12 protein-coding genes are annotated in these 13,048 nt (G+C 62.4%); 7 read left to right on the top strand and 5 right to left on the bottom strand.

What is annotated here, in order from left to right:
* Both NP503_RS31385 and NP503_RS31380 read left to right on the top strand, forming a co-directional pair.
* Positions 1–308: electron transfer flavoprotein subunit alpha/FixB family protein (locus tag NP503_RS31385; protein WP_206529168.1), on the top strand; the 308-nt coding region annotated here is incomplete at its 5' end.
* A gap of 116 nt (positions 309–424) precedes the next feature.
* On the top strand, positions 425–1,303 hold the full coding sequence (locus NP503_RS31380) for a 3-hydroxybutyryl-CoA dehydrogenase (protein WP_013529423.1): 879 nt from the start codon (positions 425–427) through the stop codon (positions 1,301–1,303).
* A 57-nt stretch (positions 1,304–1,360) separates the two neighbouring features.
* Here the strand turns inward: NP503_RS31380 and NP503_RS31375 are convergent, their stop codons facing one another.
* From NP503_RS31375 to NP503_RS31360, 4 genes are all read right to left on the bottom strand, one after another.
* Positions 1,361–3,379: a PAS domain S-box protein gene (locus tag NP503_RS31375; RefSeq protein WP_127271199.1), complete on the bottom strand. Its 2,019-nt coding sequence runs from the start codon at positions 3,377–3,379 to the stop codon at positions 1,361–1,363.
* 132 nt (positions 3,380–3,511) lie between these two features.
* Positions 3,512–4,150 (bottom strand): NrsF family protein, encoded by a 639-nt coding sequence (locus NP503_RS31370; RefSeq protein ID WP_127271201.1) that lies wholly within the window; start codon positions 4,148–4,150, stop codon positions 3,512–3,514.
* A gap of 1 nt (position 4,151) precedes the next feature.
* Positions 4,152–4,703: a sigma-70 family RNA polymerase sigma factor gene (locus tag NP503_RS31365; protein ID WP_127271203.1), complete on the bottom strand. Its 552-nt coding sequence runs from the start codon at positions 4,701–4,703 to the stop codon at positions 4,152–4,154.
* Between the two features lie 156 nt (positions 4,704–4,859).
* Positions 4,860–5,879, bottom strand: a complete 1,020-nt coding sequence (locus tag NP503_RS31360; RefSeq protein ID WP_127271205.1) for a hypothetical protein — start codon at positions 5,877–5,879, stop codon at positions 4,860–4,862.
* Positions 5,880–5,969: 90 nt separating this feature from the next.
* Here NP503_RS31360 and NP503_RS31355 point away from each other — a divergent pair, with 90 nt between their 5' ends.
* The 5 genes from NP503_RS31355 to NP503_RS31335 all read left to right on the top strand — a co-directional run bounded on the left by NP503_RS31355 (position 5,970) and on the right by NP503_RS31335 (position 11,847).
* Positions 5,970–6,623 carry an N-acetyltransferase gene (locus tag NP503_RS31355; RefSeq protein ID WP_127271207.1) on the top strand — a complete coding sequence of 218 codons (654 nt, stop codon included), beginning with the start codon at positions 5,970–5,972 and terminating at the stop codon, positions 6,621–6,623.
* A complete protein-coding gene (locus NP503_RS31350; protein WP_127271208.1) occupies positions 6,620–7,846 on the top strand; it encodes a cytochrome P450 in 1,227 nt (408 codons plus the stop codon). Before NP503_RS31355 ends, NP503_RS31350 begins: the two co-directional genes overlap by 4 nt.
* A 159-nt stretch (positions 7,847–8,005) precedes the next feature.
* Entirely contained in the window at positions 8,006–9,013 is a 1,008-nt protein-coding gene (locus NP503_RS31345) for an iron ABC transporter substrate-binding protein (RefSeq protein ID WP_127271210.1), read from the top strand.
* Between the two features lie 174 nt (positions 9,014–9,187).
* Positions 9,188–10,768 (top strand): iron ABC transporter permease, encoded by a 1,581-nt coding sequence (locus NP503_RS31340; protein ID WP_127328001.1) that lies wholly within the window; start codon positions 9,188–9,190, stop codon positions 10,766–10,768.
* A complete protein-coding gene (locus NP503_RS31335) occupies positions 10,765–11,847 on the top strand; it encodes an ABC transporter ATP-binding protein (RefSeq protein WP_127268506.1) in 1,083 nt (360 codons plus the stop codon). The genes NP503_RS31340 and NP503_RS31335 overlap by 4 nt, the downstream gene beginning before the upstream one ends.
* Before the next feature lie 127 nt (positions 11,848–11,974).
* Here the strand turns inward: NP503_RS31335 and NP503_RS31330 are convergent, their stop codons facing one another.
* Positions 11,975–13,042: a sn-glycerol-3-phosphate import ATP-binding protein UgpC gene (locus tag NP503_RS31330; protein WP_127268505.1), complete on the bottom strand. Its 1,068-nt coding sequence runs from the start codon at positions 13,040–13,042 to the stop codon at positions 11,975–11,977.
* Positions 13,043–13,048 lie beyond the last annotated feature (6 nt).

Genomic DNA, 13,048 nt, shown 5'->3' with positions numbered 1-13,048 from the left:
AGTTCCAGGAGGTCATCCTGCCGGTCGCCGACAAGCTCGGTGCCGCCGTCGGCGCCTCCCGCGCCGCGGTCGATGCCGGCTATGCGCCGAACGACTGGCAGGTCGGCCAGACCGGCAAGGTGGTTGCCCCCGATCTTTACATCGCGGTCGGCATCTCCGGCGCCATCCAGCATCTCGCCGGCATGAAGGATTCGAAGGTCATCGTCGCAATCAACAAGGACGAGGAGGCGCCGATTTTCCAGGTTGCCGACTACGGCCTCGTCGGCGATCTCTTCGTCATTCTGCCGGAGCTGCAAAAGGCGCTTTGACGCTTTCTGCCAAAGCGTATTAAATGGTGAGGGTGGGGTAGACGAAGTCGCCCCGCCCTTTTAGTTTGCACCGCACAAAAAGCAGGCCGCAAAGGCCTTTTGACGGGATCGGTGTAATGAGCAAGATCGAGACGATCGGCATCATCGGCGCGGGCCAGATGGGCGGCGGCATCGCCCATGTCTCCGCGCTTTCGGGCTACAAGGTGCTGATCTACGATATTTCGCCCGACCGCATCGAGAAAGGCATCGCCACAATCAGCGGCAACATGGCCCGCCAGGTGGGGTCCGGCAAGCTCGACGAGAAGGTGCGCAACGACGCGATGGGCCGCATTTCGGCCGCGCCCGCGATGGCCGATCTTGCCGGCGCGGATCTGGTGATCGAGGCGGCGACAGAGGACGAGACGGTCAAGCGCAAGATCTACGCCCAGCTTTGTCCGCAGCTCAATCCCGAAGCCATCCTGGCGACCAACACCTCGTCGATCTCGATCACGCGGCTTGCCGCGCAGACCGACCGGCCTGAGCGGTTCATCGGCATACATTTCATGAACCCGGTGCCGCTGATGAAGCTGGTCGAGCTGGTGCGCGGCATCGCCACCGAGGACCAGACCTTCGAGGCTGCCAAGACCTATGTGAAGCAGCTCGACAAGACGATCACGGTCTCGGAGGATTTTCCGGCCTTCATCGTCAACCGCATCCTGTTGCCGATGATCAACGAGGCGATCTACACGCTCTATGAGGGTGTCGGCTCGGTCGACGCCATCGACACCGCCATGCGGCTCGGCGCCAACCATCCGATGGGGCCGCTGCAGTTGGCCGATTTCATCGGGCTCGATACCTGCCTGTCGATCATGCAGGTGCTGCATGACGGCCTGTCGGACTCGAAGTATCGCCCTTGCCCGCTGCTGGTGAAATATGTCGAGGCCGGCTGGCTCGGCCGCAAGACCGGGCGCGGCTTCTACGACTATCGTGGCGAGCATCCCGTTCCGACGCGCTGAGCGCATCGTCGACGCAAATCAGGGACAAGCCTTCGGATCGGCGGTTGACAGGCTCGATCAGGAGGCCGCCGCCAGCGGCTCTGTCCGGCCCTCCACGATCCGTGCGTCGGACGCCACGGAGACACAGCCGCGGCCGGCCGCCTTGGCCGCATAGCAGGCCGCATCGGCTCTCGCGATGATCTCGTCGACCTCGCCGCAATTGGCATTGATCGCAGCCAGTCCGATGCTGGCGCCGATCACGTGAAGACGGCCGTCCCAGGTGAAGTCCAGCCCGCCGATCGCATCGATGATGGAGCGTGCCGCGATCTTGGCGCCGGCTGCCGAACCCGATTTCAGAATGACCGCGAATTCGTCGCCGCCGAGGCGAGCGACGATATCGTCTGGACCAAGCACGCCGCGAATCGCCTCGGCAACCCGCTTCAGCAGCGCGTCTCCCGCCGCGTGTCCGCCGGTGTCGTTGACCAGTTTGAAGTGGTCGAGATCGATGAACATGAACTGATGTCCGGCGCCTCCGACCGACTTCGTCGTGTCGGCGGTGCCATCCTTGCGCGCCTGGCCGACCAGGTCTTCCATGGCGCGGATGAAGCTCGAGCGGTTGGCAAGGCCGGTCAGCGCATCGTGTGCCGCGGCATGCGCCAGCTGGCGCTGCAGCGCGCGCGCATCGGTAAAGTCCTGGAAGACGATGACCAGCCCGCAGAATTCGTTCCGTTCGTTGATGATCGGCGACACCACCTGGCGGATGCTGCAGCGCGTGTCGTCGCGCCGGATCAGGACGGCGCGGCTGTTCTGGTCGGCGGGCGCATGAACGCCAACTGCGGGCCGGGTGACGCCGATCCTGTGCCCCGTCTCCTCGTCGACCGCCCAGTAGACATGGCCAAGCATCTTGCCGAGAGCCTCGCCGCCGGCAATCCCGGTCAGCTTTTCGGCGACCGGGTTCATGAAGGTGATACCGTTTGCGGCGTCGGTGCAGATGACGGCATCGCCGATCGATTGCAGCGTCACCCTCAACCGCTCCTTTTCGTCGGCAAGCATTGCCGCTGACACAGTAAGGCGCTCTTCGGCCTCCTTGCGGCGGGTGATGTCGGTCAGGCTGCCGATGGCCCTGATCAGCCGTCCATTCTCGTCGCGTTCGATGGCCTTGCCGCGGTCGAGTATCCACATCCAGTGGCCATCCTTGTGGCGCATCCTGAACTCGGCCTCAAAGAACGGTGTCTTGCCCTCGAGATGAGCGCGATCCGCTTCGGCGACAGTCTCGCGATCGTCGGGATGAATCATCGTCAGCCAGCGATCGGTGTCGCCATCGAGCTCGCCATCCGCATAGCCCAGCATCTTGACCCAGGTCGAGGAATAGGTCGTGCCCCCCTTGCGCATGTCGAGGTCCCAGACGCCTTGGCCGGCACCAGCCAGAGCAAAATTCCAACGCGTCTCCGCCTCGGCAATGCGCGCCTCGGCCTGCTTGCGCGCGTCGATGTTCTCGATTTGCGAAACGAGATAGAGCGGGCGGCCGCTGGTCTCATCGCGAATGACCGAACCGGCAAGATGAGCCCAGACGGGCGTTCCGTCCTTCCTGAGATAACGCTTCTCGAAGTGGAAGGAATTGACCGTGCCCGCCTTCAGATCGTCCATCGTCTCCCGCCCGATCAGCAGATCGTCGGGATGCGTGATCTGGAAGAAAGTCAGCGCCTCGATCTCTTCGCTTGTGTAGCCAAGCATGGCGGCGAAGGCCGGATTGGTTTGGCGGATGCGACCGTCGAGACCGACAACCACGATGCCGATCGCCGAATCCTCCATGGCGCGGCGGAAGCGCAGCTCGCTCTCGGCGATCTGCTGGCGATCCCTGCTGATCCTGCGGATAGACAGGGCGGCGAGGAACAGCGCGCCCGCCGCCACCGCCACCGCGATCTGCAGGCAGAGCCTCAACGCTTCGGTGCCGAAATCCAGGCTCGACAGCAGGATCGAGGTCGCCAGCACGCCCAGGCCGGCGACGAGCAACGCCAGCCCTGCATGCCCAAGAGATTTTCGGCTGGTCAATCCTCGCCACATCACGATACGTGCCACCCCCGTGCGCAAACGCATGTTCTCGCATCAACCTTGGCGGATCGATTTTAAGGAAAGGTTGCGTCCGGCATGCCGGCGTGGTCGCTAACCGGCAAACAATTGCCGGCATGATTAAGGATCGGTGCACGGGTCCGCGATCGTTACGAAACGCTACCAGCGTATGAAAAACCGTCCGCCGAGCGCACCGAGCAATGCGAGCGCTGCGATCGCTGCCGTGTACCAGGTGGCGACGAAAAGCGGCGAGTCGTCGAAGCAGTGCGCGGCATAGAAGGTTGCCGCCAGCCCGCCGGCGAGCAGACCCGCCACCGCACCGGCAAGCACCGGCCGTGTCGGCGCGCCATAGCGCAGCATCCACAGGAAGATGGCAAGCGGGCCAATACCGATCAGCGGGATGAAGCCCATGCAGAGCATCATGTTGGAGCCGACCATCCGTGTACCCCACAGCGCCTCCGGCACCATGAAAAGCTCAAGAAGCACCGCCACGGCGACCAGCACGGGCGCCGCGGCCATCCAGGCCATTGCCCGGCCCGTCGAGGCGCCCGGCGTCGACAAGGCGCGGATCAGGGCGAAGGCGCTGACGGCCAGCACGATGGTGAAGACGAATTTGGAGAGGAAGCGCATCGTGTGAGCGGCCGCCATGAAGTCCGGGCGCGGGCCGATGGTCAGCAGGAATACGACGGCCGCGATCACCGCCCCCGCACCGGCGGCCAGCCACCAGGCCGATAGCAGCGGGATTGCCTTGCTGCTTGCGTCGGCGTCCAGCGCCTTGATGAGATCATCCGTCCTCATGTCATTCCCGCCCGAACCGCCCCTGCCCGAATCGCTTGGCTATCGCAGCAAGTCCGCGATGCAGCGACACACGCACCGCCGTCTCGCTGATGCCGAACTTCGCCGCCGTCTCACCGATGGACCGCCCTTCCACCGACACGGCCGAGACCACGGAGCGCTGTGCCGGCGACAGGCTGTCCAATGCCCGGTTGATATCTCGCTCGCTGACGGTCTCGGTTTCCGGCTCGGCGAACGTCTCGGCGATATCGTCAACATCGATCTCGATGCGCCGTCCTCGCCGCCGGAACGCATCGATCACCTTGAAGCGGGCGATCGCGTAGATCCACGGCAACACCGGCGCATCCTGACGCCAGGTATGTCGTTTTACATGAATAGCCAGCAAGGTTTCCTGCACGACATCCTCGGGATCGACCCCGCCCTGCACGATCTTGCGCCTGGCAAAACCGCGAACCAGCGCGGCAATCCGGTGCAGAAAGTCGGCGTAAGCCCTTTCATCTCCCGCGATCGCGGCCCGCATCAGCCGGGAAAGTTCGGCCTCGTCCTTGCCGCTCACAAGAGTTCACTCCCCCGAATTTCGCGTCTCGGCGCTGATTTGTTACGTGGCCGGCGAAATAATGTCCAAGCCAAACTATCGGCAAATCACGAAAGATTGCGGCACACCGCGCGCCGATCGCCAGAGCGATATTGCCCCGCGCTCTTGTTCGAGAACTCAAGGCTTGGCGCCGAACATGGCGTCCCGGAAAGACCTGAAGCCCTTTCGAACGGTCAGCTTCATCCGTCTGCGACGGTACTTGTTTCTCAGGCGGCCCAAGATCTGGAAATGTGTCTCATCGATAACCGGAGTGGATAGGGGATCGTTAGCATATGGCAGTTGTGCCAAGGCATCTGCATGCATGTTGGCGTAAGGCAACGAATCGTATCTGTCGAAGGGTGTGGGCGGGTCGTTCAATACAGTGGGATTGGTGTTGATCTCGAAAACCTGGATACGACCATCGACAATGGTGTAGTCGATCCTGCCATATGAGATCCCCGCCTTCTCGAAAATCGGCATCAGCTCTACCGCATGCGGATTGTCGCGCACAAACTCGGTATGCTCGACCCGATGTTGCCCCGACATACCGCCTCCCTGTACCTTTATGAACCACTCCTTGCTGGCGAAGCAGTGTTGCGCATAACTGCGCTCGCCGATCCGATATGCCGAGTATTTTCGGTAGCTGCCATCGGCACCAGCCTTTGCTCCAAACTCCACCACTATGGGGCGAACAAAATTCATCGTACCCAGGTTCGAGAGCGCCTCGCCGAGTTCCGCCGGCGATTGCAACAGCGGCGGCACTTTATAAGCGGCGCCCGTCTCGTCACGCAGAAAGACAGGGAAACGCATTCCCGCCGGCAGACTTTCGGGTCTGTATACATTGAAATCATTGATGCCGTCCGCGAACAGCATACGCAATAGATCGAAACGCTGAAGGCTTTTTCGGGGATGGTTGAGTTGAAACAGATCAGGCTGCTGCGACTTCATCCGCTGGCTGAGATTGGAGCATGCTTCAATCTCTGCTTCGCTCAGTCGGTCCAAATCCGTCCAAAGAACGGTGCCTCTGGAAATCTCAAGCAGATGCTCCCGTTCGTCATAGGGGACAAAGCGCACAGAACCCTGCAAATCTGTTCGAAAATAGAGTAGCAGGCTTGCCAGGGTATAGGCATGCAAGCGATGGCAAACATAGAAGATCATGAGACAACCCGCCCCTACTCATGCACTCATCAACAGCTGGTATCAGAAAATTATCGATTCGATATCGCAATTACGAGCCGCCTTTCGACGATGAAGATGATCGTATTTCAACAGCTTATGGCAGACGACGTTCCGGGCATGGCCGCGATGGAGGCCGCGGCCTGGGGACGACTCGGTGCCAGCGAAAAAACAATTCACCACCGGCTTTCGCTCGGGCATACAATGATCCTGGCCATGGTTGAGAACCTTGTTGCCGGCGCGATCTGCTTCGTGGAAACCAGCCAAGATCCGCACGATACGGGAAGGTTCCCCAAGACCTTCTCCGCCTACTCTTCGCTTGCCAGGAGCCGACCTGCACGGTCACTCTACGTGTACAATCTTGGTGTGCGACCCGAATTCCGCGGCACCGACATGGCACGCCGCCTGTTGTCGCAAATGTCTGACTATGGACGGCAGGTCGGTGCGCGTTGGTTGGTCGGCGACGGACGTTGCCCGTCCTACGCGGGAGCACAGGACGAGTTGCCCGACAAGGTTCGGCCGGATCCGGAATTTCGTCGGACCATCGACGATTGGCATCGGACCGGTGTCATGCCTTCGGTGGAATCCATAACGAGGGATCCGCTACTGCGGTTCTATAACCGTGTTCTCCGGTGCGAATTTCTACATCTCGCGTCCGATTTTCTACCTGAAGACATGAGTTCCGGCGGATTTCGCGTTATCTTTGCTGTCGATCTTGCCCGATGACAGATCAGGCTGATCTATTTGACCCCATCGCCCATGGCAGCGATGCGTTTCCCGAATTCGCCCGTCGTCGGAGTTCAGGAGGCGCCAGTTGGGGCAAACCTCCTTATCCCGAGGTCGGTGAAGCCTTCTACGTGTTCAGCCATGCGCTTGTTTCCCAGGCCTTGAAACACCCGCTGTTGCTGCAGGCACCGCCGGGCGCCTATCAGGAGGTCAGGCAAAAGATCAGCGCCAATCCGGCCCTGGACCTGTTGACCCGTTCCATGCTGCTGTCCGACCCGCCACGGCACATGCGCCTGCGCCGCCCATTGGCTGGTTCGCTAAGCTTTTCCTCCAGCAACGGGCTATTCGACCGGCTTGCGGCCAAAGCGTCGGAACTTACGCAGGCAGCTGTACAAAAACCGGAGTTCGACGCGGTTCGTGATATAGGCCTGCCGCTATCGTTTTCAGCCCTGGAACAGATCCTTGGTATTGACATGGACGATCCCTGGCGGATTGGCGCCGACGCACAGCTTATGGCCAACGCCCTGGAAATAAGGGCCGGCGGCGTAGACGAAGACGCAAACGATGCCTGCCGCCGGTTGGAGGCATGGGTATCCAGCGTGATAGAACACGGTACTGTGCGCCCAAACGGTATTTCAGCTCAGATGCTTGCCGAAGTCGAGGCTGGCCGCTGGCTGAGAGACGATGCCGTTGCAAACATCGTATTCCTGCTCTTTGCCGGGCAGGCGACAGTCGTCGATACCTTCGGCAATGCGCTGGTCGCGCTTGCACGCTTCCCAGAACAGCTTTCGCTGCTTGAAGATGGGAAAGTCAGTTGGTTTTCAGCAGCCGAAGAGCTGCTCCGTTTTTGCGCTCCAGTTCACTATGCCGGAGCGCGCATCGCCGCGGAAGATATGCAATTTGGTGGCGCAACCATAAAAGCCGGGCAGGCCGTCGTACCCGTGCTGGCGAGCGCCAATCGAGACATTTCTGTTTTTCCGGCGGGCGACCGGTTGGATTTGGGTTCCGGCATTTCGTCGGCCCTTGCCTTTGGCACCGGACTGCATGCCTGTCTGGGTCAACACGTCGCCCGGTTAGAAATAGCTGTACTGCTGGAGGCCTTGTTCACGCAGGCCAAAGGCTGGTGCTTGGACCTTCCCAGGGTCGTCAGGCGGCATTCGGTGCTTTTCCACGGTCTGCAAGCCGCCCCATTCATCCGGCCCGCGGATCAACCATCGGTTTGAATTCGGCACGCCATTCGGGTCCCTTCATCACTTGGAATTGTGAGCCCGATATCAAGCGTTTGTGCTTCAGCGACCGATTGAAGCAGATCACCAATGTTGACTAAGCCTGTCAGGTATCGGTAGGTGAGCCGGTGCCAACCCGAACTTTAGGACAATGTCATGAAATATGCTCTTTCCACCCTCGCCGGCGCCACGGCGCTGGCAATCATGCTGATCGCCAGCCCATCGATGGCCGAGGATGCCGGCATCATTGTCTATAACGCCCAGCACGAAAGCCTGACCAAGGCGTGGGCCGAAGGCTTCACCAAGGAAACGGGCATCAAGGTCACGGTGCGCAATGGCGGCGACAGCGACTTCTCCAATCAGATCGTCGCCGAGGGCACTGCTTCACCCGCAGACGTGTTCCTGACGGAAAACTCACCGGCCATGGCGCTGGTCGAGAGCGCCGGCCTGTTCGCGCCGGTCGATGCCGACACGTTGGCACAGGTTCCGCAGGATTATCAACCGGCCAGCGGCAAATGGGTCGGCGTCGCCGCGCGCAGCACGGTCTTTGCCTATAACAAAACCAAGCTGACCGCCGACCAGCTGCCCAAGTCGATGCTTGACCTCGCCGATCCGAGCTGGAAGGGCCGTTGGGCCGCCTCCCCGTCGGGCGCCGATTTCCAGGCCATCGTCAGCGCCCTGCTCCAGCTCAAGGGCGAAGCCGCTACCGCCGACTGGCTGAAGGCGATGAAAACCAATTTCACCGCCTACAAGGGCAACAGCACGGTGATGAAGGCGGTCAATGCCGGCGAGATCGAAGGCGGCGTCATCTATCACTATTACTACTTCGGCGATCAGGCCAAGACCGGCGAAAACAGCAAGAATGTCGAGCTGCACTATTTCAAGAACCAGGATCCGGGCGCCTTCGTCTCGATCTCCGGCGGCGGCGTGCTGGCCTCCAGCAAGCATCCCAAGGAAGCCCAGGCGTTCCTGAAATGGCTGACCGGCAAGGGCGGTCAGGACGTGCTGAAAACAGGCGACTCCTTCGAATACGCGGTCGGCAATGGTGCGGACTCCAACCCGAAGCTTGTGCCGCTCGCCGATCTGCAGGCGCCGAAGGTCGATGCCACGACGCTGAACTCCAAGAAGGTCACCGACCTGATGACGGCAGCCGGCTTGCTTTAGTTGCCATTCGTCCTAAAAGGACACCCGACCACGCTCCCGCGGGAATTCGCCTTCCGCGGGAGTGATTTTGTTTTTCGAGATGGCATTCGTCGATGACGACACGCTGTGTTCCCGACCGCGATCGCGGTCCTTCAATTGCTGCCGCTGGACGGCAACGGCACGGCGTCTGACCTGATGCAGTCCGCGGTCGATCTCGCGCGTTCGGGCCTGCCTTCGGGCACAGGCCGAAGGGCCCGGCGACGCGCACCGCTTTGGCTGGTCCTCGCCGCCATCTTCGTTGCGCTGCTGGCGCTGGTGCCGCTCGCCTTCATCATCTGGATCGCGGTGCAGACCGGCTGGGAAACCGTCGCGGCGCTGGTCTTCCGGCCGCGTGTCGGCGAGCTTCTGGTCAACACTGTCCTGCTGGTCGCGCTCTCGGTGCCGATCACCATCGTGCTGTCGGTTGCGCTGGCCTGGCTGACCGAGCGCAGCGACCTGCCGGGCGACCGGATCTGGTCCTGGCTGTGCGTGGCGCCGCTCGCCATCCCCGCCTTCGTCCACAGCTACGCCTGGATCACCATGGTGCCGGGACTGCACGGCCTGTGGGCCGGCGTGCTGGTTTCCGTTATCGCCTATTTCCCGTTCCTGTATCTGCCGGTGTCGGCGGCATTGCGCCGTCTCGATCCCGCCCTCGAGGACGCCGCCGCCGCACTCGGCCTTGGACCCCGACGCGTGTTCTGGCGGGTCGTGCTGCCGCAATTGCGGCTCGCCATCTGCGGCGGCTCGCTGCTGGTCGGCCTGCATCTGCTGGCCGAGTACGGCCTCTATGTCTTCATCCGCTTCGACACCTTCACCACGGCGATCGTCGACCAGTTCCAGTCGACCTTCAATGGACCGGCCGCCAACATGCTGGCCGGCGTGCTGGTCAGCTGCTGCTTCGTGCTGCTCGGCCTCGAAGTGCTGGTGCGCGGCGAGGAGCGCTATGCCCGCGTCGGCTCGGGTGCGGCGCGCCATCAGCAACGCGCAAGCCTCGGGCGCGCCACCATTCCGAGCCTGCTCTTGCTTGTCGTCACCACGCTTTTGGCGCTCGGCGTGCCGTTCGTCACCATCGGCGGCTGGCTTGTCGCCGGCGGCGCCGCTGTCTGGCGCCTGGACGAGATCGGCCTGGCGCTTGGCCAGACGCTGTTCCTGGCGCTCGCCGGCGCCTTGCTCGCCACCGTCGCCGCCATGCCGATGGCCTGGATCTCGATCCGCGCCCCGGGGCCATTGCAGCGCCTGCTGGAGGGCTGCAACTACATTGTCGGCTCGTTGCCGGGGGTTGTCATTGCACTGGCGCTGGTCACCATCACGGTGCGCATCGCGCTGCCGCTCTATCAGACCCTGTTCACCATCCTGGTGGCCTATGCGCTGATGTTCCTGCCACGCGCGCTGGTCAGCCTGCGGGCGTCGATCGCGCAGGCACCGGTCGAGCTCGAACGCGCCGCTTCCAGCCTCGGCCGCCCGCCGCTGCAGGCGCTGTGGTCGACGACGATCCGCCTGTCGGCGCCGGGTGCCGCGGCCGGCATGGCGCTGGTGGCGCTCGGCATCATGAACGAACTGACCGCCACCCAGATGCTGGCGCCGAACGGCACCCGCACGCTGGCGATGGCGTTCTGGTCCTACAGCGGCGAGATTGATTATGCCTCCGCGGCACCTTACGCCTTCATCATGGTGGCGATGTCGCTGCCCTTGACCTGGCTGCTCTATGTCCAGTCGAAACGGATGGCCGGACGATGAGCTTTCTCGAAATCGGTGGCTTGCACAAGCAGTACGGCCCGGTGGCCGCCCTTGCCGGCGTCGACCTGAACGTCGCCAGCGGCAGCCGCACGGCGATTGTCGGTCCTTCCGGCTGCGGCAAGACGACCCTGCTGCGGCTGATTGCCGGCTTCGAGGCGCCGGACCAGGGGCACATCACGCTCGACGGTACGATATTGGCCAATGGCGGCGCTGCGGTGCCGGCATATCGGCGAGGCATCGGCGTGGTGGCGCAGGATGGTGCCCTGTTTCCGCATCTGACCATTGGCGACAATATCGGTTTCGGCATGGGTCGCGGCGAGGACAAGCGCACCGAGCGCATCGTCGAGCTCGCCTATATCGTCGGGCTGGACAAGGCGATCCTCAAGCGCCGCCCGCACGAGCTCTCCGGCGGCCAGCAGCAGCGCGTGGCGCTGGCTCGCGCCATGGCGATGAAGCCCCGGCTGATGCTGCTCGACGAGCCGTTCTCGGCACTCGATACCGGCCTGCGCGCCTCGATGCGCAAGGCGGTGGCCGAGCTTCTGGAAGCTGCCGGCATCACTACCATCCTGGTGACGCACGACCAGGCCGAGGCGCTGTCCTTCGCCAGCCAGGTCGCGGTGATGCGCGACGGCAAGTTCTCGCAGATCGGGACGCCGCGCGAGCTCTATCTCAAGCCGAAGGACAGGATGATCGCCGAATTCCTTGGCGACGCCATCATCCTGCCGGCCAAGATATCGGATGGATTCGCCAACTCGCCCCTCGGCCGCATCGCGGTCGACACCAATGACAGCCGCGATATCGCCCGTATCATGCTTCGCCCGGAGCAGATCGCGCTGAAGAGAACGTCGCGCGAGGGCATGTCCGGCACCTCGGACATGCTGTTCGGCGAAGTGACGGAATCCGAATTCGCCGGCTCGATGTGCACGGTCGCGGTGCGGCTCTTGAACAATGCCGATCCGCCCGATGCGGCCGCGATCGGCAACACGCCGCTGGTCCTGCGCAAACCGGGCATGGACGCGCCGGCGGTCGGCGAGATCGTCCGGCTGACCGTATCGGGAAAGGCGCATGTCTTCGCCTGAACACCGTATGCTGGAGCAATTCTAGGAAACTGTGAAGCGGTTTTCCGTCTGGAATTGCGTCAAAACAAAGAGTTAGAGCAGCTCGCCGTTTCCGTGAAACGGTGAAACGCTCTGGGCATCTTTTGGATTAGCCGACGCGCTTTCCTGCCTGATCGAACCAGTGCAGCTTTTCTGCCTTGGCAACCACGCGCAATTGGTTGCCAACCGTGGCGGTGGCGCGACCCGCGACACGCACGACGATACGGTTGCCGCCTGCCGCACAGTGAAGGAAACTTTCGGCGCCTACCGGTTCGACTGCCTCGACCAGCGCCGGCAGGACGAGGGCGCCGGGCGGCGCCTCCGCATTGAAGGTGACGTCGGCATCCTCGGGCCGAAAACCGAGGGTCGCAGCTCTTGCCTCCCGAGGTGCGAAAGCGATCGCCGTGCCGTCTGCGAGCACCGCGCCCGAGGCGCTTTCGGTCAGTGCCAGGAGATTCATCGGCGGCGCGCCAATGAAGGAAGCGACGAAGGTCGAGGCCGGCCTTTCATAGATGTCGAGCGGCGCCCCCATTTGCTCGACCAGTCCGCCGTTCATGACGACGAGGATGTCGGCCAACGTCATCGCCTCGAGCTGGTCATGCGTGACATAGACCGACGTGACGCCAAGCGAGCGTTGCAGGTTCTTTATCTCGACGCGCATCTGGCCACGCAATTTGGCATCGAGATTGGAGAGCGGCTCGTCGAACAGGAAAACCCTCGGGTTGCGCACAATGGCACGACCCATGGCGACACGCTGGCGCTGGCCGCCGGAAAGCTCGCGCGGACGGCGGTCGAGCAGCGCCGAAAGTTCGAGTATTTTCGCCGTCGCGCGGACCCGGCTGTCGATCTCATCTTTCGGCGTGCCGCGGTTGCGCAGCCCATAGGCCATGTTGTCGTAGACTTTCATATGCGGATACAGCGCGTAGTTCTGGAACACCATGGCGATGTCCCGCTCGGTCGGACCGATTGAGTTTACGATCTTGCCGTCGATCGCAACTGTTCCCGAGGAGATGGTTTCGAGCCCGGCGATCATCCTGAGCAGCGTGGACTTGCCGCAACCCGATGGGCCGACCAGCACGCAAAGCTGCCTGTCGGGAACTGCGATTGAAACGCCCTTCACGGCCTCGAAACCGCTGGGATAGACCTTCTTCACATCCTTCAGATCGACGGTCGCCATCAGCTT

Origin of the sequence: Mesorhizobium sp. SEMIA396 (assembly GCF_024518615.1) — a bacterium.
Lineage (GTDB): Bacteria > Pseudomonadota > Alphaproteobacteria > Rhizobiales > Rhizobiaceae > Mesorhizobium.
This window is presented reverse-complemented; position numbering and strand designations above follow the sequence as displayed.